25 protein-coding genes are annotated in these 25,687 nt (G+C 64.1%); 19 read left to right on the top strand and 6 right to left on the bottom strand.

Going from position 1 to position 25,687, the window contains the following annotated elements; all coding sequences use genetic code 11:
- Window positions 1–3 precede the first annotated feature (3 nt).
- On the top strand, window positions 4–720 hold the full coding sequence (locus AAFN84_RS15285; protein ID WP_347515463.1) for a hypothetical protein: 717 nt from the start codon (window positions 4–6) through the stop codon (window positions 718–720).
- Here the strand turns inward: AAFN84_RS15285 and AAFN84_RS15280 are convergent.
- Window positions 704–1,885, bottom strand: a complete 1,182-nt coding sequence (locus AAFN84_RS15280) for a hypothetical protein (RefSeq protein ID WP_347515462.1) — start codon at window positions 1,883–1,885, stop codon at window positions 704–706. The two genes, AAFN84_RS15285 and AAFN84_RS15280, sit on opposite strands and share 17 nt — an antisense overlap.
- A gap of 184 nt (window positions 1,886–2,069) precedes the next feature.
- Between AAFN84_RS15280 and parC the strand changes: the two genes are divergently transcribed.
- The 5 genes from parC (at window position 2,070) to AAFN84_RS15255 (ending at window position 8,327) form a co-directional block, all read left to right on the top strand.
- Window positions 2,070–4,352, top strand: a complete 2,283-nt coding sequence (gene parC / locus AAFN84_RS15275) for a DNA topoisomerase IV subunit A (protein WP_347515461.1) — start codon at window positions 2,070–2,072, stop codon at window positions 4,350–4,352.
- A gap of 131 nt (window positions 4,353–4,483) precedes the next feature.
- Window positions 4,484–5,431, top strand: coding sequence for a protein-methionine-sulfoxide reductase catalytic subunit MsrP (gene msrP / locus AAFN84_RS15270; protein ID WP_347515460.1), 948 nt, complete (start codon window positions 4,484–4,486; stop codon window positions 5,429–5,431).
- 2 nt (window positions 5,432–5,433) lie between these two features.
- Window positions 5,434–6,063, top strand: a complete 630-nt coding sequence (msrQ, locus tag AAFN84_RS15265) for a protein-methionine-sulfoxide reductase heme-binding subunit MsrQ (protein ID WP_347515459.1) — start codon at window positions 5,434–5,436, stop codon at window positions 6,061–6,063.
- A 104-nt stretch (window positions 6,064–6,167) separates the two neighbouring features.
- Window positions 6,168–6,737, top strand: coding sequence for a DUF3592 domain-containing protein (locus tag AAFN84_RS15260; protein ID WP_347515458.1), 570 nt, complete (start codon window positions 6,168–6,170; stop codon window positions 6,735–6,737).
- A gap of 75 nt (window positions 6,738–6,812) precedes the next feature.
- Window positions 6,813–8,327 (top strand): ATP-binding protein, encoded by a 1,515-nt coding sequence (locus AAFN84_RS15255; protein ID WP_347515457.1) that lies wholly within the window; start codon window positions 6,813–6,815, stop codon window positions 8,325–8,327.
- Here the strand turns inward: AAFN84_RS15255 and AAFN84_RS15250 are convergent, their stop codons facing one another.
- The 3 genes from AAFN84_RS15250 to AAFN84_RS15240 all read right to left on the bottom strand — a co-directional run bounded on the left by AAFN84_RS15250 (window position 8,328) and on the right by AAFN84_RS15240 (window position 10,606).
- Complete coding sequence (locus AAFN84_RS15250) at window positions 8,328–9,227, bottom strand: DMT family transporter (protein ID WP_347515456.1); 900 nt, start codon at window positions 9,225–9,227, stop codon at window positions 8,328–8,330.
- A 44-nt stretch (window positions 9,228–9,271) separates the two neighbouring features.
- Window positions 9,272–10,030: an arginyltransferase gene (locus tag AAFN84_RS15245; protein WP_347515455.1), complete on the bottom strand. Its 759-nt coding sequence runs from the start codon at window positions 10,028–10,030 to the stop codon at window positions 9,272–9,274.
- Window positions 10,031–10,132: 102 nt separating this feature from the next.
- Window positions 10,133–10,606, bottom strand: coding sequence for an RDD family protein (locus tag AAFN84_RS15240; protein WP_347515454.1), 474 nt, complete (start codon window positions 10,604–10,606; stop codon window positions 10,133–10,135).
- Window positions 10,607–10,783: 177 nt separating this feature from the next.
- Here AAFN84_RS15240 and sthA point away from each other — a divergent pair, with 177 nt between their 5' ends.
- Complete coding sequence (gene sthA, locus AAFN84_RS15235) at window positions 10,784–12,175, top strand: Si-specific NAD(P)(+) transhydrogenase (RefSeq protein ID WP_347515453.1); 1,392 nt, start codon at window positions 10,784–10,786, stop codon at window positions 12,173–12,175.
- Window positions 12,176–12,184: 9 nt separating this feature from the next.
- Here the strand turns inward: sthA and hemB are convergent, their stop codons facing one another.
- Complete coding sequence (gene hemB / locus AAFN84_RS15230) at window positions 12,185–13,216, bottom strand: porphobilinogen synthase (RefSeq protein WP_347515452.1); 1,032 nt, start codon at window positions 13,214–13,216, stop codon at window positions 12,185–12,187.
- Window positions 13,217–13,386: 170 nt separating this feature from the next.
- On the opposite strand from hemB, the gene AAFN84_RS15225 reads away from it, so the two are divergent.
- The 12 genes from AAFN84_RS15225 to AAFN84_RS15170 all read left to right on the top strand — a co-directional run bounded on the left by AAFN84_RS15225 (window position 13,387) and on the right by AAFN84_RS15170 (window position 25,088).
- On the top strand, window positions 13,387–13,806 hold the full coding sequence (locus AAFN84_RS15225) for a DUF6163 family protein (RefSeq protein WP_347515451.1): 420 nt from the start codon (window positions 13,387–13,389) through the stop codon (window positions 13,804–13,806).
- Between the two features lie 146 nt (window positions 13,807–13,952).
- Complete coding sequence (locus AAFN84_RS15220; RefSeq protein ID WP_347515450.1) at window positions 13,953–14,468, top strand: MarR family winged helix-turn-helix transcriptional regulator; 516 nt, start codon at window positions 13,953–13,955, stop codon at window positions 14,466–14,468.
- A 247-nt stretch (window positions 14,469–14,715) separates the two neighbouring features.
- Window positions 14,716–15,969 (top strand): L,D-transpeptidase family protein, encoded by a 1,254-nt coding sequence (locus tag AAFN84_RS15215; RefSeq protein WP_347515449.1) that lies wholly within the window; start codon window positions 14,716–14,718, stop codon window positions 15,967–15,969.
- 168 nt (window positions 15,970–16,137) lie between these two features.
- Window positions 16,138–17,451 carry a serine hydroxymethyltransferase gene (glyA, locus tag AAFN84_RS15210; RefSeq protein WP_347515448.1) on the top strand — a complete coding sequence of 438 codons (1,314 nt, stop codon included), beginning with the start codon at window positions 16,138–16,140 and terminating at the stop codon, window positions 17,449–17,451.
- A 45-nt stretch (window positions 17,452–17,496) separates the two neighbouring features.
- Complete coding sequence (nrdR, locus tag AAFN84_RS15205; protein WP_347515447.1) at window positions 17,497–17,961, top strand: transcriptional regulator NrdR; 465 nt, start codon at window positions 17,497–17,499, stop codon at window positions 17,959–17,961.
- A gap of 6 nt (window positions 17,962–17,967) precedes the next feature.
- Window positions 17,968–19,077, top strand: coding sequence for a bifunctional diaminohydroxyphosphoribosylaminopyrimidine deaminase/5-amino-6-(5-phosphoribosylamino)uracil reductase RibD (ribD, locus tag AAFN84_RS15200; RefSeq protein WP_347515446.1), 1,110 nt, complete (start codon window positions 17,968–17,970; stop codon window positions 19,075–19,077).
- A complete protein-coding gene (locus AAFN84_RS15195) occupies window positions 19,077–19,694 on the top strand; it encodes a riboflavin synthase (protein WP_347515445.1) in 618 nt (205 codons plus the stop codon). The genes ribD and AAFN84_RS15195 overlap by 1 nt, the downstream gene beginning before the upstream one ends.
- 89 nt (window positions 19,695–19,783) lie before the next feature.
- Window positions 19,784–20,224: a 6,7-dimethyl-8-ribityllumazine synthase gene (locus AAFN84_RS15190; protein WP_347515444.1), complete on the top strand. Its 441-nt coding sequence runs from the start codon at window positions 19,784–19,786 to the stop codon at window positions 20,222–20,224.
- 2 nt (window positions 20,225–20,226) lie between these two features.
- On the top strand, window positions 20,227–20,733 hold the full coding sequence (gene nusB / locus AAFN84_RS15185) for a transcription antitermination factor NusB (protein WP_347515443.1): 507 nt from the start codon (window positions 20,227–20,229) through the stop codon (window positions 20,731–20,733).
- A complete protein-coding gene (locus AAFN84_RS15180; RefSeq protein ID WP_347515442.1) occupies window positions 20,730–21,947 on the top strand; it encodes an MFS transporter in 1,218 nt (405 codons plus the stop codon). The genes nusB and AAFN84_RS15180 overlap by 4 nt, the downstream gene beginning before the upstream one ends.
- 55 nt (window positions 21,948–22,002) lie before the next feature.
- Window positions 22,003–22,776 (top strand): NYN domain-containing protein, encoded by a 774-nt coding sequence (locus tag AAFN84_RS15175; RefSeq protein ID WP_347515441.1) that lies wholly within the window; start codon window positions 22,003–22,005, stop codon window positions 22,774–22,776.
- Between the two features lie 173 nt (window positions 22,777–22,949).
- On the top strand, window positions 22,950–25,088 hold the full coding sequence (locus AAFN84_RS15170; protein WP_347515440.1) for a sodium-translocating pyrophosphatase: 2,139 nt from the start codon (window positions 22,950–22,952) through the stop codon (window positions 25,086–25,088).
- Window positions 25,089–25,164: 76 nt separating this feature from the next.
- Here the strand turns inward: AAFN84_RS15170 and AAFN84_RS15165 are convergent, their stop codons facing one another.
- Complete coding sequence (locus AAFN84_RS15165; RefSeq protein WP_347515439.1) at window positions 25,165–25,680, bottom strand: outer membrane protein assembly factor BamE; 516 nt, start codon at window positions 25,678–25,680, stop codon at window positions 25,165–25,167.
- Window positions 25,681–25,687: the final 7 nt, after the last annotated feature.

The raw sequence follows: 25,687 nt of genomic DNA, 5'->3' as shown, positions 1-25,687 counted from the left end.
GCGATGGGCGCTCCGGCCTCGACTTCGCCGGCGCGCCCGCCTCGCATCCTCGTCACCGGCTTTTCCGTCTTTCCCGGCGCGCCCGTCAACCCGACGGAAGCACTCGTCGGCATTCTTAACGACGAGTTCGCGGAAGGGGAGCGCATAGGCGCCTTCCGCGCTGAAGTGCTTGCCGTGGAATACGAGACGATTGCCGGACGGCTCTCGGCGATCGGCCGCGACTTCCTGCCCGACATCGCGATCCATTTCGGCCTTGCGCGCGAATGCCGTGGTTTCCGGCTGGAACGTGTCGCCCGCAACAGTCATGCCAACGCGCGGCCCGACCAGGCCGGTGTGATGCCTGCCGCGACGCAGGTGTGCGCCGGCCCCGAAACGCTGGATTCGACGCTGCCGCTGGACCTGATCGCCAGCCGCCTCGAAGCGGCGGGCTTACCCGTGCAATGGTCCGACGATGCCGGCGGCTATCTGTGCAACACCGTCTTCACACTGTCGGTGGCCCATGCCTGCGACGGCCTGCGTCCGGTGATGGCCGGTTTCATCCACGTCCCGCCATTGAGGGAAGCTGAACCCGGCACGCCGGATGCGATGGGCATCGATGATCTCGCCTCAGGTGCGGGGATCATCATCAATGCCTGCGTGGATGCCTGGATGAATCGAGAGCCCGGACAGGCCGGACTCCCTGGAATCGAGGCTGATCCCGACTCTAGTCGTTGGCGCTGACGCTGACGCCGAGCGTCTTCGTCAGTTCGGCTGGCGCCGACATTGCGCCGGCCATGATGAGTGCGAAGGCCACCGGACCGGGAGGCGCGGCCTTGATGCGCAGCACCTGCGGATCGTCGAGATAGGCGGTGACGGCCTGTGTTGCCTGCATCGTCAGTTCCGGATTGCCGAGCTGGCCGAGCATGAAGGGCAGCACGGCCTTTGCCTGGTTGGCGACGTCCGATGCCGACATTCCCTGTGAACTGGCAACGAACTCCAGCACCTTGCTGGTCAGCGAATCGTCGGTGAAGCTGATCTCCGCGCTGTGGAAGCTGAGCTGCTGCATCAGTCCGAGTACGGCGAGCCCCTGTGCAGAGCTGTCGCCGTCAGGATTGGCCGCCATCTGCATCTGCAGGTCGCGCAGCGAGGTGATGAAGGACGGCGTATAGCCGCCGATGTCCAGCATGATCCCCAGCGTGCCGGCATCCTCGACGCTCATGTTGTATTCAGTCAGCGCAAAACGTCCGTCGGTCGGCTGCCAGTAGCCGGCAAAGTCGAACGCGCCAAACAGCTCCTCATATTCGAGCGCCTGCAACACGGCCTTCTGGTTGGGGTCCTCGATCATCGACAGGTCGATGTAGAACTGCTCGGCCCCGCCCGAATAATCCATCGGTTCGCCGTCTTCTGGAGCGGTCATCTCGGTCCAGAAATTCGTCAGCGAGGCGATCTCCGTGTCCTCGACGGTCACGGAGACATTGCTGACGGAGGCGCTCTCGTAAAAGACGCTGCCGCCGAAATCGTCGATATTGCCTTCGTCCGGCAAGAGCAGGCCGCTGACGACGGTATCCTCGACCTGCACCGAGCCGGTCTCGTCTCCGATGCTGAATGGCTCGGTCACCATCTCTTCGACCCGGAAGCCGTTCTCGACCCTCGATATGCCGTTGAGGGTGATGTCGCCGAACGGCATCCGCTCGTCGGCGCTGCCGATCGCCGTGTTCACCAGCACGGCGCTGTCGCCGCTGACGTCCACGCGGTCCCACACGATCACGGCGCCCTGTTCCTCGACGATCTGTTTCAGCCGATCCACGGCTGCCTGGGCATCCTGCGCATGTGCCAGCGATGACGAGATCGAGGCAAGCAGAGCCGAAGTGGCGAGCACCTGGAGGTGCCGGTAAGTATTCCTCATTTGACGGTTCCTCTGGTGTCGGAAAGGTTTCCCGCCGCGTTTCTCGGTCGGGTCGCTGGGTATTTGGTTCGGGTGGAAGATTGGCGTGTTTCTGCCCAAAGGGCAACCGCTTGGCGGGGTATGACCCGTTGCTGGCGCGTTTTGCGCACTTGCTCCGAATCACTGGCTCCGCTAACCGAAAACCATGGGAAAAGACCTTATTCCGCCCGGCTCCGGCGGGGGCGATCACATCGAGCCGGTGGATCTGCGCAAGGCGCTCGAGGAACGCTACCTCGCCTATGCGCTGTCGACCATCATGCATCGCGCATTGCCGGATGTGCGTGACGGCCTCAAGCCTGTCCATCGCCGCATCATGCACGCCATGCGGCTCTTGCGGCTAAACCCCGACCAGGGCTTCGCCAAATGCGCCCGCATCGTCGGCGAGGTGATGGGCAAGTTCCATCCGCATGGCGACCAGTCGATCTACGACGCGCTGGTGCGCCTGGCCCAGTCATTCTCGGTCCGCTATCCGTTGGTCGACGGGCAGGGCAATTTCGGCAATATCGACGGCGATAACGCAGCCGCCATGCGCTACACCGAAGCGCGCATGACGGAGGTCGCCACCGCGCTGCTGGAAGGCATCACCGAGGATGCCGTGGACTTCCGACCGACCTACAACGAGGAAGACGAAGAACCGGTCGTCCTTCCCGGTGCGTTCCCCAACCTGCTGGCCAACGGCTCTTCAGGCATCGCCGTGGGCATGGCGACCTCGGTGCCGCCGCACAACCTCGCCGAGATCTGCAAGGCGGCGCTGCACCTGATCGATCATCCTGACGCATCGGTCGAAGACCTGATGACGCAGGAGCCTGCAGAAGATGCCGACGAGAACATGGTGCGCGGGCCCGACTTCCCCACCGGTGGCATCATCGTCGATTCCTTTGCCTCGATCCTCGAGGCCTACAAGTCCGGCCGCGGATCGTTCCGCGTTCGCGCGGTATGGAACACCGAGGACCAGGGGCGCGGCACCTGGCAGATCGTCGTCACGGAAATCCCTTATGGGGTCCAGAAGTCCCGCCTGATCGAGAAGATGGCCGAGCTGCTTCTGGCGCGCAAGCTGCCGTTGCTCGACGACGTCCGCGACGAAAGCGCCGAAGACGTCCGTCTCGTTCTCGTGCCGAAGAGCCGCACCGTCGATCCCGCCATCCTGATGGAATCGCTGTTCAAGCTCACCGAGCTCGAAAGCCGCTTTCCGCTCAACATGAACGTCCTGTCTCGGGGCAAGGTGCCCGGCGTCCTGTCGCTCAAGCAGGTGCTGCAGGAATGGCTCGAGCACCGCAAGGAAGTGCTGGTGCGCCGCTCCCGCCATCGTCTGGGGGAGATCAATCGCCGGCTGGAGGTTCTCGGCGGCTACCTCGTGGCGTACCTCAACATCGACGAGGTCATCCGCATCATCCGTGAGGAGGACGAGCCCAAGCCGGTGATGATGGCGCGCTGGGAGCTGACCGACCTGCAGGCCGAGTCGATCCTCAACATGCGGCTGCGCGCCCTGCGCAAGCTCGAGGAATTCGAGATCCGCAAGGAATTCGATGCTCTCACCGCCGAGAAGGAGCAGATCGAGACCCTGCTGGCCTCCGAGGCGAAGCAATGGAAGACGGTGCGCTGGGAAGTCGAGAAGCTGCGCGACCGCTTCGGCTCGCACACCGAGCTCGGACGCCGCCGCACCCAGTTCGCCGATGCGCCGGAGCACGACGAGCAGCACATCGCCCATGCGATGATCGAGCGCGAGCCGGTGACGGTCGTTGTCTCCGACAAGGGCTGGCTGCGCGCCATGAAGGGCCATATGTCGGACTTCTCGACGCTCACCTTCAAGGAAGGCGACGGGCTGAAGATGGCGTTCCACGCCCAGACCACCGACAAGATCCTCGTGCTCACGACCGGTGGCAAATTCTTCACCCTGGGGGCCGACAGGCTGCCGGGCGGACGCGGCCACGGCGAGCCGATCCGCATCATGGTCGACATGGAGAATGACCAGGCGATCGTCACCGCCTTCGTCCACGACCCGTCGCGCCGGCTGCTCCTGGCGTCTCACCAGGGCAACGGCTTCGTCATTCCCGAGACCGAGATCGTCGCCAACACGCGCAAGGGCCGTCAAGTGATGAACGTCAAGGCACCCGACGAAGCCAGGCTCTGCGTGCCGATTTCGGGCGACCACGTCGCGATCGTCGGCGAAAATCGCAAGCTGCTGGTGTTCCCGCTGACGGAAATTCCGGAGATGACGCGCGGCAAGGGCGTCAGGCTGCAGAAATACAAGGATGGCGGCATCTCCGACCTCAAGACCTTCACGCTGGAAAACGGCCTCTCCTGGCAGGATTCCGCCGACCGCACGTTCACCCGCGGCCGCGAGGAACTGGCCGAATGGCTGGGCGCGCGTGCCAGCGCCGGGCGCATGGTTCCCAAGGGTTTCCCGAGGACCGGCAAGTTCGCGTGAGCCGGCCTTCACCAAAAAGTGGTGGAGGCCGGCTTTCCCCGTGAATGAAACTCTGCTCTTGCTTCCTACGTAAATAGGGAGAGGGAGCAGGCAGGCTGCTCGGCTCCCGGCAACACAGGCAGGAGGGCATGATGGCCGTTTTTAGAGTTCCGCCGATCCCCGGCTCGGAAATCACATCTGAGGCGGCATATCTCAACCGGCGCGCACTTCTTGTGGGCGCTGCCGCCTCGATCCCCGCTTTCGCGGCGCTGCCGGCGTTCGCCGCCCCGCTGGCCGCAGATCCCGGCCCTTTCGGCACGGATGAAGCGCTGACCAAGCGCGAGGACGTGACCAACTACAACAATTTCTATGAATTCGGCACCGGCAAGACCGATCCGGCCACACGCTCCGGCGATTTCCAGCCTGAGCCATGGACGATTGAGGTCGGCGGCATGGTCGCCAAGCCGCGCACCTTCGACCTTGACGCGCTGCGCGGGTTTCCGCTCGAGGAGCGCATCTATCGCATGCGTTGCGTGGAAGCCTGGTCGATGGTCATCCCGTGGATCGGCTTTCCGCTTTCGGCCCTGCTCGACCAGGTCGAGCCGCTGGGCAGTGCGAAATACGTTGCCTTCGAGACCGTGGTGCGTCCCGAGGAAATGCCCGGCCAGAGCGGTATCTTCCAGCCCATGGCGTGGCCCTATGTCGAAGGGCTGCGGCTCGATGAAGCGCGAAATCCGCTGACCATCCTGTCGCTGGGCCTGTTCGGCGAGACCTTGCCGAAACAGAACGGCGCGCCAGTTCGGCTCGTCGTTCCGTGGAAATACGGCTTCAAGGGAATCAAGTCGATCGTCCGTATCTCGCTGGTCGAGCAACAGCCGCCGACGAGCTGGTCGACGATGCAGCCGAGCGAATACGGCTTCTATGCCAACGTCAATCCGGCCGTCGACCACCCGCGCTGGAGCCAGGCGACCGAGATCCGCATCGGCGAAGGCGAGGGCGGTTTCTTCAAATCTGGTCGCCGCGAAACGCTGCCGTTCAATGGCTATGCCGAACAGGTCGCGAGCCTTTACGACGGCATGGATCTGACGGCCAATTACTGATCATGGCCGCCGCCCCCTCGAAGTTGTGGCGCTCGGGTAGCGTCTGGTTGCTGTACGCCGTCGGCTTCGTGCCGGCGGTCTGGTATTTCTACCTCGGCGCGACCGGCCAGATACCGGGGAATTCCGTCAAGGAGTTCGAGCACATCCTCGGCATCTGGGCGCTGCGTTTCCTGATCGCCACGCTGGCCGTGACGCCGTTGCGCGATCTCGCGGGCGTCAATCTGATCCGCTTCCGCCGGGCGCTCGGCCTGCTGGCGTTCTGGTATGTGGTGATGCACTTCCTCACCTACATGATCCTCGACCAGAGCCTGAACATGTCCGCGATCGTCCAGGACATCGCCAAGCGACCGTTCATCACCATCGGCATGGCCTGCCTCGTGATGCTGATTCCGCTCGCGGCAACCTCGAATTCCTTTTCGATCCGCAGGCTCGGCCCGCGATGGAGCAAGCTTCACAAGCTGGTCTACGTCATCGTGCTCGGCGGCGCGCTGCACTTCGCCATGTCGGTCAAGGTCATCACCGCCGAGCCTTTCATCTACATGACGCTGGCGGTCCTGCTTGTGCTCTACCGGCCCCTGCGGCCGCGTGTCATGCGCTGGCGCAAGCAGCGCAAGCTTGCGCCGGCACGCTGATCGGCATGATCGATACAATTTGAACGCTTTCCTTGCCCGTTCTGCAATGCGCGTCGGCTAATCTCTTCCCCGGGTAAAGATTTCAATCGGCGGGGGCCGACACAATGAGCACGCTGGGCTTCGAGGGAGCCGGGAGAAGGCACGCACCGACCGCGTGGAAGCATGGGGTCGCCGCGCTCTTCGCACTTATCGGGCTCGCCATCGCCGGTCTCGGCGCGACGATCCTTTCCGACCTGCCATGGAAGCAGGTGCTGGTTGACGTCCAGACGCGCCACTGGCCGACAACGGATGCAACGGTGCTCTCGGTCTCGTTGCACGAGGAACGCCCTTTCGCCGCGACGGGCAACACTGTCGGTGCCGAGCTCGTCCTCGGGGTGAGCTACCAATATAGTGTCGGAGGGGCGACATATGATGGTGTCGCCGCGAGTTATTCAGATCGCGCCGCTGTCGATGACCGCCGTCTGCCCACGCTCTATCGCCGCCTCGACTTCGCCCGGCTTACCGGCCGCGCGGTTCCTGTCTCTTATGACCCCCACGCGCCTGCCAGTGCCTATCTCGCGCGCGACTTCGATTGGCGGCCGATCGCCCCGAGGGCCGGCCTTGCGGTCATCGCACTCGTGTTTGGCCTCGCCTTGGTCACGCGCGCCATGCGCTCCCAGCGCTCTCTCTTGTGAATTGCGTCGTTGGCGCCGCGCATCCCATGCGCGGTGTGCTATGCCTGCTGCAATGCAATACGCACCGAGGCATCAATGAAAGTCGGCATCGATCTGGGAACGGGCGCCGGCGGCGCAGCCGCGACCGTCGATCTCGAGGAACTGCTTGCCACGCGCCTGCTGGTGCAGGGCAATTCGGGGTCCGGAAAGTCGCATCTTCTGCGTCGCCTGCTCGAGCAATCGGCCCCCTGGGTGCAGCAATGTGTCATCGATCCAGAAGGTGATTTCGTCACCCTGGCCGACAGGTTCGGCCATGTCGTCGTCGATGCCGCGCGCACCGAGGCCGAACTGACCCGCATTGCCGGCCGCATCCGCCAGCATCGTGTCTCCGTCGTGCTCAATCTCGAGGGGCTCGACGTCGAGCAGCAGATGCGCGCCGCCGCCGCCTTTCTCGGCGGCATGTTCGATGCGGAGCGCGACCACTGGTATCCCGTTCTTGTCGTTGTCGACGAGGCGCAGCTCTTTGCGCCCGCCGCTGCCGGAGAGGTGTCGGACGAGGCGCGGAAACTATCGCTTGGGGCGATGACGAACCTGATGTGCCGGGGTCGCAAGCGCGGGCTCGCCGGCGTGATCGCCACGCAACGCCTCGCGAAACTTGCCAAGAACGTTGCCGCCGAAGCGTCCAACTTTCTTATGGGCCGCACATTCCTTGACATCGACATGGCGCGTGCCGCCGATCTCCTCGGCATGGATCGCCGTCAGGCCGAGCAGTTCCGCGACCTCGATCGTGGCCGCTTCGTAGCCCTCGGCCCGGCGATCGCCCGCCGTCCGCTGCCGGTCGCCATCGGTCCGGTCGAGACGTCGGCGCGCTCCGTCAGCCCGAAGCTGATGCCGCTGCCGGAAACGACGTCCGAGGATGCGGCCGAATTGATCTTCAAGGTCGACCCGGCCGAACTTCGTCAGTCCGTTCGCAGGCAGGCGCCTCCGCCGCCCACACCAACCGCCGACATTCTGGCGCAACTCGTCAAGGCGCGGCCGGACCCCGCTGCCGCCGAACCAACGACGCTGTTTCCGGAGATCGACGAGGTCGAGCGCGAGGCAGCACTCGATAGCGTGATGCGTGAGATCGTTGCAGATCCCGACGCGTCGTTTCGTTCGGTGGCGGTGCTTTATCAGGATTTCCTGGTCCGTTGCCGGATCCATCGCGTACCGGGCAGCGCGCCGGACCTTGCGGCTTTCAAGCGAAGGCTCGCGATCGCACGCGCCGGCGCGGACGAGCACATGGCCGACGACGATTCCTGGCACCAGGCGCTGGCGATGTCGGAGACGCTTACCGACGACATCCAGGGCGTCTTCCTCATCGTCGCGCGTGCAGCGCTTGCCGGCGAGCCGTGCCCTTCGGACGCCGCGCTGGCGCGCGCCTATGGGACGCACTCGCCGTCACGCGCGCGCCGCTTGCTCACCTATTTCGAGGAGCGCGGACTGCTCGTCGTGCGCACCGATTTCCACGGCAAACGCATCGTCGTGTTCCCGGATCTCGACGCCGAGAGCGCGCCCGGCGATCCGAACGCACCGGACGATGCCGGGCAGGGCAGGGACGCGGCCGAGTGATCACGGCGCGTGGCGCACCACCGCGGCGGCGCGGCGTCGGCGCCCCTGGCTGATCTGCCACAGCGAGTGGGCGAGCAGCGTTGCGACCAGCAGTGCCCCGCCGATGAGGCTCTGCGTGCTCGGCACCTCCGCGAAGATCAGCCACACCCATATCGGTGCCAGCACGGTTTCCAGCAGATAGAACATCGCCACTTCCGGCCCGGAAATGTATCTCGGACCGGTGGCGAGCAGGAAGAACGCTATAGGGATCACGACGAAGCCGTCGAGGATGATCCACCATGGTGCGTCGACGTTGAGGCCGTTGGCGTAGACCATCGCGCCGCCGATGGCCATCGGCAGGATCACTGCCACCAGCGGCGTGAAGCCCATGTCGCGACCGCTGGCGCGCGACACCACGATTGCAGCGGCAACGCAAACCGCGGCACCCAGAGCCAACAGATCGCCGAACCATCCGTTTGAAGTGAGCCCGTCCTGGACGATGATGGCGATGGCGACGATCATCATGGCCATCGCCGCAAGGGTCTGGGGTCTCGGTCGTTCCCCGAGAAACAGCCACGAAAATGCCATCGCGAATACGGTGCTGAATGCGACGATGAACACCAGATTGGCGGTCGAGGTGTAAAAGACGGCGCTGATGAAGCACAGCGACGTGATCCCGTAGAGCCCGGCGACGGCAAGACCGGCCCTGCCGGGTATCAGCGGCGGCGCATTGCGGGCAACGGCACGCCATACGACCCACAGCAGCAGGGCTGCAGCCAGCGTCGAAATCCCGCGCAGCAGCAGGATCGACCAGACGTCGCCGCCGGCAAGCTTGATCAGCGGAATGTCGGCGGTCAGGGCGAGCCCGCCGATCGCGGTCAGCAGCAGGCCTTTAGAATGGTCAGTAAGTGGAACGGTCATGGATGGATGGCCACGCTGGCTTCGGGTTCGGCGGGAACCGGCGGTCAGCCCTTGGCAGGCACGTATCGTTCCCAGCCCTTCGGGCCGAGATGCTCCTGCGGCTCGAAGCGCACCTTATAGGCCATCTTGCGCGAGCCGTTGACCCAATAGCCGAGATAGACATGGGGCAGTCCTGCCGCCCGCGCCCGCGCGATATGGTCGAGGATCATGAAGGTGCCGAGCGACCGATCTTCCATCTCGGGATCGAAGAACGAATAGACCATCGACAGCCCGTCGCCCATGCGGTCGGTGAGGGCGGCGGCGATCAGTTCGCCTTCGCCTTTGCCGGTGATGAAGCTGTCGGGTCCGCGCTTGCGGTATTCGATGATCTTGGTGTCGACATGGGTGTCTTCCACCATCATCGCATAGTCGAGAACCGTCATGTCCGACATGCCGCCGCGCTTGTGGCGCGAATCGAGATAGGTGCGGAAGAGCGAATACTGTTCCGAAGACGGCTCGGCGCTGTAGGCCGTGCCGACCAGGTCGCTGTTGCGCGCAATCACCCGCCGCATGTTCTTCGACGGTTCGAACTCGTTGACCAGCAGGCGCACTGACACACAGGCGCGGCAGTGCTCGCACGCGGGACGGTAGGCGATGTTCTGCGAGCGCCGGAAACCGCCCTGCGTCAGCAGGTCGTTCAGTTCAGGCGCGCGGTCTCCAACGAGATGCGTGAAGACCTTCCGTTCGAACTGGCCCTCGACATAGGGACATGGCGATGGCGCAGTGAGGAAGAATTGCGGCGATTGTGTCGAATGGTGCGTCATGGACCGTTGCTGCGATTCAAGCTCATACGCTTGCCACGCCGGACGATAACGTCAACATCAAAATATTGAAAGAAGGTGTCCGTGGCGGATGTCCTTCACCGTTCAACGGATGTCGTCGCGCGTGACCACGGTGCCGAGCAGCAGGTCGTGGGCAGTGCGCTTGCGATCGAGGAACAGGCTGGCAAGAAGTATCAGCGGCGTCAGGAGTACGTTTCCGGCCCAGAAAAGCACCGTATGCACCACGGCCAGCAAACCATCGATGGGGCGGCCGTCGAGACGTTCCAGCCGGATGCCCATCATCTTCATGCCGATCGTTGCCTGGTTCGGGCCGCCCATCGTGTTCCACACATAGGCGAGTGCGACGGCGGGCCCCAATACGGAGAAAAGCATCCAGCCAAGGCCGAGCGTCAGCAGGCCGAGGAAGAAAACGAGGATCGCGAAGGGAATCAGCAACAGCGCAATCGTCACGTAGTCGATCACGAACGCCATCACGCGGCGTGTCCGCACGCCTTCATAGGCGCGCATGTCGTCGAGATGCGACGTGATGATTTCGCCGTCGAGAGTGCGTGTGTCCATCATTCTTTCCCTCATTACGCCAGTTTAGGTGGGGTTTGGTGCTGCGATTTCAAGATTTGGCGCTCCGCCGCCACGATCCGTCGGTGACGAAACGGACGTTCAACGGATTGAAAGGGTTTCGGGTCTATGTGTGCTATTGTGCGGCGCAGCATGGGGATGCCGCGAGGTTGGGGAAGCATGGAACATTTCGAGATGCTGGTCATCGGCAGCGGTCCGTCGGGCAGGCGCGCCGCCGTCCAGGCCGCCAAGCTGGGTCATACGGTGCTCGTGGCCGACAAGGGGCGCAATCTGGGCGGGGTTTCCGTTCACACCGGCACGATACCGTCCAAGACCCTGCGCGAGACGGTTCTCAACCTGTCGGGCTGGCGCGAGCGCGGCTTCTACGGGCGCGGCTATCGCGTCAAGCAGGACATCTCCTCCCATGACCTGATCCAGCGGCTGCACAAGACGCTCGACCACGAGGTGGAGGTGCTGCAGCATCAGTTCATGCGCAACGGCGTGCGCCACGCCCGTGCGACCGCCCACTTCATCGACGCCAATCGTGTGCGGCTCACCGCCGACACCGGCGAGATCAACGAAGTGACGTTCGACCACGCGATGATTTCGGTGGGAACGCGTCCCTATCGTCCCGCCACAGTGCCGTTCGACGGCGCGCGCGTGCTCGACAGCGACGAAGTGCTGGAAATGGACCGCCTGCCGCGAACGCTCACCGTCATCGGCGGCGGCGTGATCGGCGTCGAATATGCCACCATCTTCTCCGCGCTCGACGTGCCGGTGACGCTGATCGAGCCGCGCGAGCGCATCCTCGATTTCGTCGACCGCGAACTCGTTGACGACTTCATCCACCAGCTTCGCGACCGTGGCGTCACGGTCAGGCTCGGCAGTGCCGTGCAGACGGTCGAAATGGGCGCCACCGGCCCGGAAGTCACGTTGACAGACGGCCGTACCGTGCGGTCCGACATGCTGCTTTACGCCGCCGGCCGCGTCGGCAATGTCGAAGGCCTGGGGCTGGACACCGTCGGCATCGCCGTCGACGCGCGCGGCCGCATCAAGGTCGACGCCGAGACGTTCCAGACCTCGGTTTCGCACATCTACGCTTGCGGCGACGTCATTGGCTTTCCGTCTCTCGCATCGACGTCGATGGAGCAGGGCAGGGTGGCCGCATGCCATGCCTTCGGCGTACCGCTGCCGCCGCCACCCGAGACCTTTCCCTATGGCATCTACGCGGTGCCGGAGATTTCCACCGTCGGCCAGTCGGAGGAGGAGGTTCGCAAGAGCGGCGTTGCCTATGAGTGTGGCGTCGGACGCTTCCGCGAGACGTCTCGCGGCCACATCATGGGCGTGCATGCAGGCTTCCTGAAACTCATCTTCTCGCAGGAGACACGCCGGCTGCTCGGCGCCCACATCGTCGGCGAAGGCGCCACGGAACTCATCCACATCGGCCAGGCCGTCATCAACCTCGGCGGCACGGTCGACTTCTTCGTCGAGAATGCCTTCAACTATCCGACCCTGGCCGAAGCCTACAAGATCGCCGGCCTCGACGCATGGAACCGCATGGGGCGTCGCTAAGGCAGCGCGTCAGCCGCGCAGCATCTCGGCGACGCGCGGCGCGAAATAGGTCAGGATGCCGTCGCAGCCCGCCCGCTTGAACGCCATCAGGCTTTCCAGCATCGCCTTCTCGCCGTCGATCCAGCCATTGGCGGCGGCGGCCTCGATCATCGCGTACTCACCGGACACCTGGTAGGCGAAGGTCGGCATCGCGAATTCATCCTTGGCCCGGCGGATGATGTCGAGATAGGGCAGGCCGGGCTTGACCATGATCATGTCGGCGCCCTCGGCCAGATCCTGCTCGATTTCGCGCATCGCCTCGTCGGAGTTGGCGTGGTCGAGATAATAGGTCTTCTTGTCGCCCTTCAGCAGGCCCTGCGTGCCGATCGCCTCGCGATACGGGCCATAGAAGGCCGACGCGAACTTGGTCGCGTAGGACATGATGGCGACATCCTGGTAGCCGGCGGCGTCCAGCGCGTCGCGCACCGCGCCGATACGTCCGTCCATCATGTCCGAGGGGGCGACGATATCCGCGCCCGCTTGTGCCTGGAACACGGCGGCCGCTGCCACGGTCGCCACCGTCTCGTCATTGACGATCACGCCGTTGCGCAGGATGCCGTCATGGCCGTGGTCGGTGAACGGATCGAGCGCGCCGTCGGTGATGACGCCGATTTCCGGCACCGCCGCCTTGATCGCGCGCGTTGCACGATTGATGAGATTTTCAGGGTTGAGGATTTCGGAGCCTGCCGCGTCGCGCAGCGCCATGTCGACATTGGGGAACGTCGCCAATGCAGGAATGCCGAGTCTCGCCGCCCGTTCGGCTTCCTTGACCGCCAGATCGACGGACAGGCGGAACACGCCCGGCATGGCCGCTACCGCCTCGCGGCGGTTTTCGCCCTCGGCAAGGAATATCGGCCAGATCAGGTCGTCGACCGTCAGTCGGTTTTCCTGCACCAGCCGGCGTGACCAGTCGGCCCTGCGCATGCGCCTCAGGCGGCGCGAGCCAGTGATCTCGTCGACGTTTCTCGACGGGGTGAAGCGGGCGGTGTGCATCCTGTTCATCGGTATCTCCGTGCGCGAGGGCCTTCTAGCACGCGCCCGGGCCCGCGACAAAGCCCGGCAGCCCACCGCCATGGTCGACGATGTCGCAGGCAGAGCGCCTTTGCGCCTTTGCGTATCGGCCCGGCGAAACTATGCTTTGCGAATCGTATCGAGGAGAGTTTCCGCCTTCCATGCACGAGGCTTTCGAACGCCCGCCTTTGCGAGCGACGACGCTCGAACTGATTTATCAGTGGTTTCATCGCGTGGTGGCCGTCTACAGCCTGCTGTTCGGCGTTCTGTACTGGGTTCGCCTCATCGGTCTTTATGAAGGCACGTCCTGGCGCTTCGACCTGATGCCGGTGCATTGGCAAATCGCTTCCGTCAGCCTTGCCGTGCTTTTCCCCTTCGCGGCCAGCGGCCTGTGGATGCTCGCATCCTGGGGGCCGGTGATCTGGTTCATCTGCGCCGCGATCGAAACCGCGATGTATCTCGGGTTTCCCGAACTCTTCGGCTCCGGGCTGCAGGTTGTGGTGTCGCACGCCGGCGTGGCGCTACTCTATTGCGTTTTCCGCCTCGTTTTCTTCCTGCGCGCGCGAAAGGAGGCGCCTTAACCCTCTATTTAGCCTCTTTTGCAGACCCGCCGTGGTAAGCTGCTGTTAAGCCTGCGGTTTAAGTCGAATTTTATGTGCATTCGATAAGGTCGGGCCAAGGTGAGAACAAAAACAAGATCACCGGGCGTTAAACGAGAGGCAAGACCATGATGACTTCGCGACAGGCGGCGAAGCCCGCTGAAAACCATGACGACCGCAAAGATGCGATCCGTTCCCTTTACCTCGAATCTCTTCAACTTGTGGAGCGGCTGCACCGTCGCCTGCTCGACGTGATCAAGGACGAGTTCGACCGCAACGGCCGCAGCGACATCAATTCTATCCAGGCGCTGCTGCTGTTCAATATCGGCTCTGCCGAACTGACGGCCGGTGAACTGCGCTCGCGCGGTTACTACCTCGGTTCGAACGTGTCCTACAATCTCAAGAAGCTGGTCGATCTCGGCTTCATCAACCACCAGCGCTCGCGTGTCGACCGCCGCTCGGTGCGTGTCAGCCTGACCCCGAAGGGCCAGGAGATCGCCGAAGTCGTCGGTCGCCTCTACGAGCGTCACGTGGGTTCGATCGAGCAGGTCGGCGGCATCAATTCCGAAGAATTCCAGCAGATGAACCGGGCACTCCAGCGCCTCGACCGCTTCTGGAACGACACGATCGCCTACCGGATGTAACGGAAGAATACTGGTCTCCTCTTCGGGTTGCGGAGACGATCCCGCAACCCGCTTTCGGAGAGTCACGACATCTTGACGTGCATCGGCCACGATGCTGCCATATTGGAATGGGAGCGAAAGGGACGCCTCGTTCGTTACGATGGCGGCAACCTTTATGTTCGGTGAATCTTAACCATCCCGGACATCATAATGGCCGAAGTCATTCGCGGCCCGTGCCGCGACACTCAAGACCAGTTCGGGACCTTTGATGAAGACATCTCGCCGTACATTCCTCACCGGTACCGGCGCGCTCGCGGCAACCGCTCTGTCGCAGACCGCCTATGCCCAGACCGCGATCGACGAGATTCTGTCGTCCTCACAGCGTGGCCTGTGGGATGACCAGTTCGACGCGCGTGCATCGACTCAGGATGGCAAGGTCGTGTCGACCGAGCCGATCTTCAGCCCGGCCACGGTCAGTCACATCGAGCAGACCCTTCTCCAGTACCAGGACATCGTCGCGCGCGGCGGCTGGCCCATGGTGCCGGGAGAAAAGGCGCTCCGTCTGGGCGTCGTCGATCCCGACGTGGAGCACCTCCGCCGCCGGCTGATGTATTCGGGCGACCTGTCGGAACGCGCCGGCATTTCTCAGGCTTTCGACACCTATGTCGATGCCGCCGTCAAACGCTTCCAGACGCGCCACGGCCTGCCGGCCGATGGTGTGACCGGCCGCTTCACCTTCGCGGCCATGAACGTGACCGCACCCGTACGTCTCGGCCAGCTCGAGACCAACCTGGTGCGCCTGCGCTCCATGTCCGGTTTCCTGGGCGACCGCTACGTCATGGTCAACATTCCCGCCGCCCAGATCGAGGCGGTCGAGGGCGACCGCGTCGTGTCGCGCCATGCCGCGGTGGTCGGCAAGATCGATCGCCAGACGCCGATCCTCAATTCCAAGATCCACGAGATCATCGTCAATCCGTACTGGAACGCGCCGGAGTCGATCGTTCGCCGCGACATCATTCCGCTGATGCGCAAGAATCCGAACTATCTCGCTGAAAACAGCATCCGTATCCTCGCCGGCGACGGAACCGAGGTCGACCCGATGACCATCGACTGGTCGACGGAGGAAGCGGCAAAGCTGCGGTTCCGCCAGGATCCGGGCCGCATCAACGCCATGGCGTCGGTGAAGATCAATTTCCCGAATCCACATGCCGTCTACATGCACGATACGCCACAGCAGAGCCTGTTCAACGGCATCGAGCGCTTCCATTCTTCAGGCTGCGTGCGTGTCCAGAACGTCCGCGATCTCGTCACCTGGCTGCTGCGCGACACCGAGGGCTGGGACCGTCGCCGCTTCGAGCAGACGATCCAGAACGATGCCGACGTGCCGGTCCAGCTTTCCAACCCGGTGCCGGTCTACTTCACCTATATCTCCGCCTGGGCGACGGGCGATGGCGTGGCGCATTTCCGCGACGACATCTACGGCCGCGACGGCGTCGACGAGCTGCAGATCTCCACCCTCTGACGTCTCGTATCGCAATCTTCTCGAAAGGCCGCCCCAGGGCGGCCTTTTGCATTGCTACGGCGCAAAGCGGCGATCAAAATTCGCTCCGCGGACATGGCAGGCATGGGGGAAGTGTGTTAATGCGCCGACGACTTTTCCTGCTTTCAGGCATATCGAAGGACTGATCCCATGGCCCTTGACATCGAAGCGTCGGCCTCCGCCTCCGCCTTCTTCACCGAGCCTCTCGAATCGCGCGATCCGGAGATTTTCGACGCGATCCGAAAGGAACTCGGCCGCCAGTGTGACGAGATCGAGCTGATCGCTTCGGAGAACATCGTGTCGCGTGCCGTACTCGAGGCACAGGGCTCGATCATGACCAACAAATATGCCGAGGGCTATCCGGGAAAGCGCTATTACGGCGGCTGCCAGTTTGTCGACATCGCCGAGGAGCTGGCGATCGAGCGCGCCAAGAAGCTGTTTTCGTGCAACTTTGCCAACGTGCAGCCGAATTCCGGCAGCCAGATGAACCAGGCGGTGTTCCTGGCGCTGCTGCAGCCGGGCGACACCTTCATGGGCCTCGACTTGAACTCCGGCGGCCACCTGACACACGGTTCGCCCGTCAACATGAGCGGCAAGTGGTTCAACGTGGTCTCCTACGGTGTCCGCGAGGACGACCACCTGCTCGACATGGATGCCATCGAGAAGCAGGCGCACGAGACCAAGCCCAAGCTCATCCTGGCAGGCGGCACTGCCTATTCCCGCACTTGGGACTGGAAGCGTTTCCGTGAGATCGCCGATGCGGTCGGCGCCTGGCTGATGGTCGACATGGCCCACATCGCAGGTCTCGTGGCCGGTGGGCAGCATCCCTCGCCGATCCCGCATGCGCATGTGGTCACCACCACGACGCACAAGTCGCTGCGCGGGCCACGCGGGGGCATGATCCTGTGCAATGACGAGGCGATCGCCAAGAAGATCAACTCGGCCGTCTTCCCGGGCTTGCAGGGCGGTCCCCTGATGCACGTCATCGCGGCCAAGGCCGTCGCTTTCGGCGAGGCGCTCAAGCCGGAGTTCCAGGGCTATGCGCGTTCTGTCGTCACCAACGCCAAGGCGCTGGCGTCCAGCCTTCAGGAGACCGGCCTGGATATCGTTTCAGGCGGCACTGACAACCATCTGATGCTGGTCGACCTGAGGCCGAAGAACGCCACCGGCAAACGCGCGGAGGCAGCCCTTGGGCGCGCCCACATCACCTGCAACAAGAACGGCATCCCCTTCGATCCGGAAAAGCCCTTCGTCACCTCGGGCGTCCGTCTTGGAACACCGGCCGGTACAACGCGTGGGTTCGGCGAAGCGGAGTTCCGCGAAATCGGGGCGCTCATTTCCGAGGTGCTCGATGGTCTGAAGGCAGCGAATTTAGACGAGGGCAACGCTTCGGTCGAGGCTGCGGTGCGCGCCAAGGTCGAGGGCCTTTGCCAGCGCTTTCCGCTCTACCCATATCTGGGCTAAGCCTCTGGCGGGATCGATTCGCCGGACACCAGATAGAAGAGAGCCATGCGCTGCCCGTATTGCCAGTCCGAAGACACGCAGGTTAAGGATTCCCGCCCCGCCGAAGACGGGGCGGCGATCCGCCGCCGCCGCGTCTGCCCGGATTGCGGCGGGCGCTTCACGACATTCGAGCGCGTGCAGTTGCGTGATCTCGTCGTGGTCAAGAAATCCGGCCGCAAGGTCCCTTTCGACCGCGACAAGCTCGCCCGCTCTCTCGAAACGGCCGTGCGCAAGCGCAATGTCGACCCCGAACGCATCGACCGCGCCGTCACCGGCATCCAGCGGCAGCTCGAAAACTCCGGCGAATCCGAGATCGTCTCCGGCGAGATCGGGCGTCTCGTCATGGAGGCCTTGAAAGCCATAGATGACGTTGCCTATGTGCGCTTCGCCTCGGTCTATCGCAATTTTCGCGAGGCCAAGGATTTCCACGAAGTGCTCGGCGAGTTGCGGGGCGACGAGGACGAGGAGTAGCGGTCGATGGCGGAAGCGCGCGAGGAAGCCCGGCAGGGCGAGACCGACCGCCGCTTCATGGCCGCCGCGATCAGGCTGTCGCGCCGCCATCTTGGGCTGACCGGAACCAATCCCTCGGTCGGTACGCTGATCGTGCGCGACGGCGTCATCGTCGGACGCGGGGTGACCGCCGTCGGCGGCAGGCCGCATGCCGAGACCCAGGCGCTGGCGGAAGCCGGAGATCTGGCGCACGGCGCCACCGCCTATGTCACGCTGGAGCCCTGTGCCCATCATGGCCGCACGCCGCCTTGCGCCAACGCACTCGTAGCAGCAGGTGTCGCGCGTGTCGTGGGTGCCGCCAGCGACCCGGACCCGCGCGTCGCCGGCAAGGGCTACGCCATCCTGCGTGCCGCCGGCATCGACGTGGTGGAGGGCGTGCTGGATGCGCCTGCAGGCGAGGTGCTGGCCGGATACCTTAATCGATCGCTCAGCAAGCGTCCCGAAGTGACTCTGAAACTTGCTGTTTCGCCCGATGGCATGATCGGTCGTCAGGGCGACGGGCAGGTGGCCATCACCGGTGCCGTTTCGCGCCGGCAGGTCCACCTCATGCGTGCGGAAGCCGACGCGATCCTCATCGGTATCGGAACCGCGCTCAATGACGATCCGGAACTGACGTGCCGTTTGCCGGGCCTGGAGGGCCGATCGCCGGTCCGCATCGTGATCGACCGCTCGTTGCGCCTGCCGCTATCGTCGAAGCTCGCTTCGAGCGCGCGCCAGACACCGGTCCTGCTCGCCGGCGGCGGCAGCGCCGACCGGCGCGGCGTGCTGGCTGAAAAGGGCATCGGATTTCTCGCCGTCGAGGCGCACGAAGACAAGATCGCTCTGCCTGAACTGTTGGAGGATCTGGCTGCGCGCGGCATCGCAACCGTCATGGTGGAAGGCGGCGCGCTCACCGCAAGCCATTTTCTCGACGAAGACCTCGTCGACCGTATCGTGCTGTTTGTCGGCTCTGCCGAGATCGGCGAACGGGGCGTCCGCTCGCCGCTTCTTCCAGGGCCGATGCCGTCGGGCTTCGCGTTGGTTCGCCAGGACAGCTTCGGCGATGATCGTTGTTTCGAATACGTTAGGAAGCGCTGATGTTCACCGGGATCGTCACCGACATAGGGACCATCGCCGCCGCGTCGCCGCTGCCGGAAGGCGTCCGGCTGCGCATCGACACGGCGTATGATCCCGCCACCATCGACATCGGCGCATCCATCGCCTGCAGCGGCGTCTGCCTCACCGTCGTCGGCTTGCCGGAGCAGGGGTCGAACCAGCGCTGGTTCGAAGTCGAGGCGTGGGAGGAGGCGCTGCGCCTGACGACTGCCGCGCGCTGGCAGCCGGGCACGCGCATCAATCTTGAGCGTGCGCTGAAAGTCGGCGACGAGTTGGGTGGACATATCGTTTCGGGCCATGTCGACGGCATGGCGGAGCTCGTCGAGCGCAGGGACGAGGGCGACGCCGTGCGCTTCACGCTGGAGGCGCCCGCCGCTCTCGCGAAATTCATCGCCCCGAAGGGCTCGGTGGCGCTCGACGGAACGTCGCTGACGGTCAATCGCGTCGACAGGACGCGCTTCGACGTGCTCCTGATCCACCACTCGCTGTCGGTGACGACATGGGCGGACCGCATGGTTGGCGATTTCGTCAATCTGGAGATCGATACGATGGCGCGCTACGCGGCGCGGCTCAGCGAAGCCGCCGCGCAGGGGCTCTGAGCCGAGCACCACGGACCCGTCAATTTCAAGGAACGGCTTGCTAAGGCCTGATCTTCGGCCTAAGTCAGCCGCGATTGCCGGAGACCATCATGCCAAGCACAGATCCCCTCAAGATTCTCATCGTCGAGGCGCGCTTTTACGACGACCTGTCCGATGCGCTGCTGGCCGGCGCCAAGGCGGCGCTCGACGAGGCCGGCGCGCGCTACGAGGTGGTGACCGTTCCCGGTGCGCTGGAAGTGCCGGCGGCAATCTCCTTCGCTTTGGATGGAGCAGACTATGACGGCTTCGTCGCGCTCGGCTGCGTCATTCGCGGCGAGACCTATCATTTCGACATCGTTGCCAATGAATCGTGCCGCGCACTAATGGAGCTTTCCGTCGCGGAGTCGCTGGCCATCGGCAACGGCATACTCACGGTCGAGAACGAGGCGCAGGCATGGGCGCGCGCCCGGCGTGAGGAAGGCGACAAGGGTGGCTTCGCGGCCCGCGCCGCCCTCACCATGATTGACCTGCGCAAACGCCTCGGAGCGTGACATTGACCTCCAACCCCGACCCAGCCAAGCCGAACCAGCCGCGCCAGGCCAACAAGCGGGGCGCCGCGCGTCTGGCTGCCGTGCAGGCGCTTTACCAGATGGACGTGGCGGGAAGCGGCATTCTCGAGATTACCGCGGAATACGAACAGTTCAGGCTCGGCAAGGAAGTCGACGGAGCGCAATACCGCGAAGCGGACGCGCAGTGGTTCCGCGCGATCCTCGCGGGCGTCGTCGAGAACCAGAAGACCGTCGACCCGGTGATCCGCCAGTCGCTGACGGAAGACTGGCCGCTGTCGCGGCTCGATTCGACGCTGCGCGCCATCCTGCGCGCTGGCGTCTACGAACTGATGAACCGCTCAGACGTGCCGGTCGCCGTAATCGTGTCGGAATATGTCGACATCGCCAACGCATTCTACTCCGAGGACGAACCCAAGCTCGTCAACGCTGTGCTCGACAGGGTCGCCCGTCGCGTGCGCGGCGAGGGCAGGGGCAGGGACCCCGGGACATGAACGCAGCGCAGGATGCCGGCGCGCGGCGCACCGCGCTGATCCTGGCCGCCTCGCAGGCGATCATCGGCTCGGCCGCACCCATCTCGATCTCGATCGGCGGCCTTGCCGGTTTCTACCTTCTGGGTGACGACAAGTCCCTCGCGACCGTCCCGGTTACCGCCTACACCGTGGGTGTGGCGATCGGTGCGATCCCCGCGGCCACGATCATCAAGGGCATGGGACAGCGCGGCGGCTTCATGACCGGCACCGGCATCACCGCGCTCGGCGGCGCGATCGCCACGCTCGGCCTCTACGAATTTTCCTTCTGGCTGTTCGCGCTCGGCCTGCTCGCCATCGGCCTGGGCGGCGCCTTCGTCCAGCAATTCCGTTTTGCGGCTGCCGACAACGCGCCGCCGGCCTTCAAGGCAAGGGCGATCTCCTTCGTGCTCGCGGGCGGCATCGTCACCGCCATCCTGGGGCCGCAGGTCGTGATCTTCACACGGGAGATGCTGGCGCCGGTAATGTTCGCCGGCTCATTCGTCTCGGTCATCGCGCTCGCCGCGGTCGGCGCGGTGATCCTCGCCTTCCTGCGAACGCGGACCAGCGGCAGTCAAACGTCTGCCGGAGCGGACGAGCCCGCGCGGCCATTGGCCGAGATTGTCCGGCAGCCGATCTTCGCGGTCGGCCTGCTGTGCGCCGTCGGCACCTACGCGCTGATGAGCCTGGTGATGACCGGCGCGCCGCTTGCCATGGTCGGCTGCGGCTTTTCACCTGACGAAGCGGCGCTGGGCATTTCCTGGCACGTGATGGCAATGTTCGGTCCAAGCTTCTTCACCGGTCGCCTGATCGCCCGCTTCGGGCGCGAGAAGATCGTCGCGACGGGTCTGCTGCTGCTCATCGGATGCGCCATCGTCGCGCTGTCAGGCATTGCCCTGTGGCAGTTCTGGACCGCGCTCATCCTTCTCGGGCTCGGCTGGAATTTCGGTTTCATCGGTTCGACGGCCATGGTCGCCGACGCCTATCGCAATTCCGAGAAGGGCAAGGTGCAGGGCTTCCACGATTTCGTGCTGTTCGGCTCCGTGGCGGTCGCGTCCTTCATGGCCGGCGTGGTCTATAACCACTGGGGCTGGGAAATGCTCAACTGGATCGTCTTCCCGGTGGTCGGGCTGTGTCTCGTCGGGCTGGGTGGCCTCTATGTTCTGACGCGGCATGAGCGGGTCGCCGCCGTCCACTAGGCCCGATCGCCTTGCCGGTCGAAACCATCTACGCTGCTTGCGAGAGGATTTGACGATGCCTGAAGGTTCCCTGACGACGCCGCGCGCGCGGTTGGCGCTTCTGATCGACGCCGACAATGTCCGCGCCAGTTTCCTGCCGATCATCATCCGGGAGGCCTCGGCGCTCGGGACCGTGACCGTGAAGCGCGTCTACGGGCACTTCGCCAGTTCCGCCATGAATGCCTGGCAACCACTGGTGCACGATTACGCTCTGACGCCCGTCCACATCCCGCCGGCGGCGACCGGCAAGAACGCGACCGACATGAAACTCGCCATCGAGGCGATGGACCTGTTGCATCGGGGCCAGATCGAGGGCTTCTGCATCGCCTCGAGCGACAGCGACTTCACGACGCTCGCCAGCCGCATCCGCGAGGACGGGGTCGCCGTTTACGGCTTCGGCGAGCAGAAGGCCACGGTGGCTTATGTGCGCTCCTGCGACCGCTTTTTCTATTGCGACCTGCTGATGCAGGAGGAGAAGAAGCCGGAGGCCCAGGACACCACGTCGCCAAAGGCCAGCGATCCTGCCGCCGGCGAGGTGAAGGCTGATCCGACGCGCCTTCCGGTGGACGACATTCTCGCGGCGATCGATGATCTTTCCGGCGACGAGGGCTGGTCGCATCTGGGCGAGGTGGGGCAGATCCTCAACAAGCGCCGGCCGGATTTCGACCCGCGCAATCACGGCTTCAAGAAGCTCAGTGCCCTGATGGAGAGCCTCAAGCCGGTAGAAGTTCGCCGCAAGAACACGTCGGGCGGCAGCAGCATGATCGAGGTCCGCGTCAAGACGCGCTGAGCGGCGACCTCGCGCCCGGCTGCGAAAGCCGGGCAAAATTCCCAATGGAACCTTGACGTTAGGAATACCGGACAGCAAGCTGCGCCCGAAGGGTGGAGGCCGACTGGATTCTGCTCCGTTCAAACCGGTCCGGGGAGGGGTCTTTCGGGCCACCAATCGAGGAAATCCGTGAAATGACAATGCTTTATGTCGTCATGTTCTGCGGCGTCTTGTCCATCGTCTACGCAGTGTGGGCGACGCAGTCGGTCCTGGCGGCCGACCAGGGCAATGCGCGCATGCAGGAAATCGCCGGCGCGATCCGGGAGGGCGCGCAGGCCTATCTGAACCGCCAATACACAACCATCGCCATCGTCGGCGTCATCGTCTTCATCCTGGCGTGGTGGCTTCTCTCCGCCGCCGCCGCGTTCGGCTTCCTGATCGGCGCCGTGCTGTCGGGGGCTGCGGGGTATATCGGGATGCACGTCTCGGTGCGCGCCAACGTGCGTACCGCACAGGCCGCCTCCAACAGTCTTGCGGCAGGCCTCGACGTCGCCTTCAAGGCAGGCGCCATCACCGGCATGCTGGTCGCCGGCCTCGCGCTGCTGGGCGTGTCCGTCTATTACTGGGTCCTGATCGGACCGATGGGCCACGCCCCGAGCGACCGTGCCGTCATCGACGCTCTGGTCGCGCTCGGCTTCGGCGCATCGCTGATTTCGATTTTCGCGCGCCTCGGCGGCGGCATCTTCACCAAGGGTGCGGACGTCGGCGGCGATCTGGTCGGCAAGGTCGAGGCGGGTATTCCGGAGGATGACCCGCGCAACCCGGCCACCATCGCCGACAACGTCGGTGACAATGTCGGCGACTGCGCAGGCATGGCAGCCGACCTTTTTGAAACCTACGCTGTCACCGTTGTCGCCACCATGGTCCTCGCTGCCATCTTCTTCGCCGGCACCGAGATTCTGTCCTCGGTGATGCTCTACCCGCTTGTCATCTGCGGCACCTGCATCATCACCTCGATCATCGGTACCTTCTTCGTCAAGCTCGGAGCCAACGGCTCCATCATGGGCGCCCTCTACAAGGGACTCATCGTAACCGGCCTGTTGACGATCGTCGGAGTCGGCGCCGCCAACTCGCTGACCATCGGCTGGGGTGACCTGACGCTTGCCAATGGCGAGGTGCTGAACGGCACCAACCTGTTCATCTGCGGCCTCATCGGCCTCGTCGTGACGGGTCTGATCGTGGTGATCACCGAGTACTACACCGGCACCAACAAGCGCCCGGTCAACTCGATCGCCCAGGCCTCGGTAACCGGCCACGGCACCAACGTCATCCAGGGCCTCGCCGTCTCGCTGGAATCAACGGCGCTCCCGGCGATCGTGATCGTCGGCGGCATCATCGCGACCTTCCAGCTTGCCGGCCTGTTCGGCACCGCCATCGCGGTGACGACAATGCTCGGCCTTGCCGGCATGATCGTGGCACTGGACGCCTTTGGCCCTGTCACCGACAATGCCGGTGGCATCGCCGAGATGTCCGGCCTTCCGCCGGAAGTGCGTCACTCCACCGACGCGCTCGACGCGGTTGGCAACACCACCAAGGCGGTCACCAAGGGCTACGCGATCGGCTCGGCCGGTCTCGGCGCGCTGGTCCTGTTTGCGGCCTACTCCTACGATCTGGAGTATTTCATCGCCAACAGCGACCAGTATCCGTACTTCGCCGGCATGGAGAACGTATCGTTCTCGCTGTCGAACCCTTACGTGGTCGCTGGCCTGATCTTCGGTGGCCTGATTCCATATCTGTTCGGCGGCATCGCGATGACTGCCGTTGGCCGTGCCGCAGGCTCGATCGTCGAGGAAGTGCGTCGCCAGTTCCGCGCTGATCCGGGCATCATGGCCGGCACGTCGAAGCCCGACTATGCACGGGCCGTCGACCTGCTGACCAAGGCGGCGATCAAGGAGATGATCATTCCGTCGCTGCTGCCGGTGCTGGCGCCGCTCGTCGTTTATTTCGGCGTGCTGCTGATCTCCGGCTCCAAGGCTTCCGCCTTCGCGGCACTTGGCGCCTCGCTCTTGGGCGTGATCGTCAACGGGCTCTTCGTCGCCATTTCGATGACCTCAGGCGGCGGTGCCTGGGACAACGCCAAGAAGTCGTTCGAGGACGGCTTCGTCGACAAGGACGGCGTCAAGCACCTCAAGGGGTCGGAGGCGCACAAGGCGTCGGTAACGGGCGATACGGTGGGTGATCCCTACAAGGACACCGCCGGCCCCGCCGTCAACCCGGCGATCAAGATCACCAACATCATGGCGCTCTTGTTGCTGGCCGTGCTCGCGCACTGAGCCACGCCACGTTCAAACGAAAGAGGCCGCGGCGTTCGCCGCGGCCTCTTTGTTTTCGTAGCCGATGTTTTCGCGGTCAGATGCCCGGGAAGCTTGGTGCGCTCGTGCCGCCGGCAACGCCGGTGATCAACTGACCGATGAACGATTCTTCCGCACCGCCCGTGGGCGTCGTGCGCGAGATGAAGTCGAACACCTTGCCGTCCTGCAGGCCGTAATTGGCCAGGTTGGTCACGCGTCCGTCCTCGCCGAGATAGACTGCCAGCACCGACTGGCTGACGACCTGAGGCCGTGAGAAGGCGAAACTGCGCTTGCGCGTCTGCGAGACATAATAGAGCACTTCGTTGCCAAACGTCGCCGTCGTTGACGGGCTGCCAAGCGCCAGCAGCACCTGCTCGCGGCTCGATCCGACCGGCACCATGGCGATCGTCTCTTCATCGACGACATAGCCATGCGAAATCGTCTCACTGGCCCTCAGCGCTTCGCCGGCATTGCACCCGGCAAGCAGCAAAGCCGTTCCTGCGGCGACCAGCGCCATGCGTGCCGGAAACACGGCTCCTGCCTTAAAAACGCGCGATTGCACAAGCAACTCCATGATCAAT

It is taken from the genome of Mesorhizobium sp. CAU 1741, from assembly GCF_039839275.1.
In the GTDB taxonomy this organism is placed as follows: domain Bacteria; phylum Pseudomonadota; class Alphaproteobacteria; order Rhizobiales; family Rhizobiaceae; genus Aerobium.
The sequence above is the reverse complement of the archived record's forward strand: the minus strand, read 5'-3'. Positions and strand labels throughout refer to the sequence as shown.

Coding starts and splice junctions, on each gene's coding strand:
- nrdR (WP_347515447.1), top strand. CDS start 17,497: ATGCGCTGCCCGTATTGCCAGTCCGAAGACACGCAGGTTAAGGATTCC.
- AAFN84_RS15255 (WP_347515457.1), top strand. CDS start 6,813: ATGAAAGTCGGCATCGATCTGGGAACGGGCGCCGGCGGCGCAGCCGCG.
- AAFN84_RS15215 (WP_347515449.1), top strand. CDS start 14,716: ATGAAGACATCTCGCCGTACATTCCTCACCGGTACCGGCGCGCTCGCG.
- AAFN84_RS15240 (WP_347515454.1), bottom strand. CDS start 10,606: ATGGACACACGCACTCTCGACGGCGAAATCATCACGTCGCATCTCGAC.
- AAFN84_RS15245 (WP_347515455.1), bottom strand. CDS start 10,030: ATGACGCACCATTCGACACAATCGCCGCAATTCTTCCTCACTGCGCCA.
- msrP (WP_347515460.1), top strand. CDS start 4,484: ATGGCCGTTTTTAGAGTTCCGCCGATCCCCGGCTCGGAAATCACATCT.
- AAFN84_RS15280 (WP_347515462.1), bottom strand. CDS start 1,885: ATGAGGAATACTTACCGGCACCTCCAGGTGCTCGCCACTTCGGCTCTG.
- hemB (WP_347515452.1), bottom strand. CDS start 13,216: ATGAACAGGATGCACACCGCCCGCTTCACCCCGTCGAGAAACGTCGAC.
- msrQ (WP_347515459.1), top strand. CDS start 5,434: ATGGCCGCCGCCCCCTCGAAGTTGTGGCGCTCGGGTAGCGTCTGGTTG.
- AAFN84_RS15170 (WP_347515440.1), top strand. CDS start 22,950: ATGACAATGCTTTATGTCGTCATGTTCTGCGGCGTCTTGTCCATCGTC.
- glyA (WP_347515448.1), top strand. CDS start 16,138: ATGGCCCTTGACATCGAAGCGTCGGCCTCCGCCTCCGCCTTCTTCACC.
- AAFN84_RS15285 (WP_347515463.1), top strand. CDS start 4: ATGGGCGCTCCGGCCTCGACTTCGCCGGCGCGCCCGCCTCGCATCCTC.
- AAFN84_RS15180 (WP_347515442.1), top strand. CDS start 20,730: ATGAACGCAGCGCAGGATGCCGGCGCGCGGCGCACCGCGCTGATCCTG.
- AAFN84_RS15165 (WP_347515439.1), bottom strand. CDS start 25,680: ATGGAGTTGCTTGTGCAATCGCGCGTTTTTAAGGCAGGAGCCGTGTTT.
- parC (WP_347515461.1), top strand. CDS start 2,070: ATGGGAAAAGACCTTATTCCGCCCGGCTCCGGCGGGGGCGATCACATC.
- AAFN84_RS15225 (WP_347515451.1), top strand. CDS start 13,387: ATGCACGAGGCTTTCGAACGCCCGCCTTTGCGAGCGACGACGCTCGAA.
- AAFN84_RS15220 (WP_347515450.1), top strand. CDS start 13,953: ATGATGACTTCGCGACAGGCGGCGAAGCCCGCTGAAAACCATGACGAC.
- AAFN84_RS15250 (WP_347515456.1), bottom strand. CDS start 9,227: ATGACCGTTCCACTTACTGACCATTCTAAAGGCCTGCTGCTGACCGCG.
- ribD (WP_347515446.1), top strand. CDS start 17,968: ATGGCGGAAGCGCGCGAGGAAGCCCGGCAGGGCGAGACCGACCGCCGC.
- AAFN84_RS15260 (WP_347515458.1), top strand. CDS start 6,168: ATGAGCACGCTGGGCTTCGAGGGAGCCGGGAGAAGGCACGCACCGACC.
- AAFN84_RS15195 (WP_347515445.1), top strand. CDS start 19,077: ATGTTCACCGGGATCGTCACCGACATAGGGACCATCGCCGCCGCGTCG.
- AAFN84_RS15190 (WP_347515444.1), top strand. CDS start 19,784: ATGCCAAGCACAGATCCCCTCAAGATTCTCATCGTCGAGGCGCGCTTT.
- AAFN84_RS15175 (WP_347515441.1), top strand. CDS start 22,003: ATGCCTGAAGGTTCCCTGACGACGCCGCGCGCGCGGTTGGCGCTTCTG.
- sthA (WP_347515453.1), top strand. CDS start 10,784: ATGGAACATTTCGAGATGCTGGTCATCGGCAGCGGTCCGTCGGGCAGG.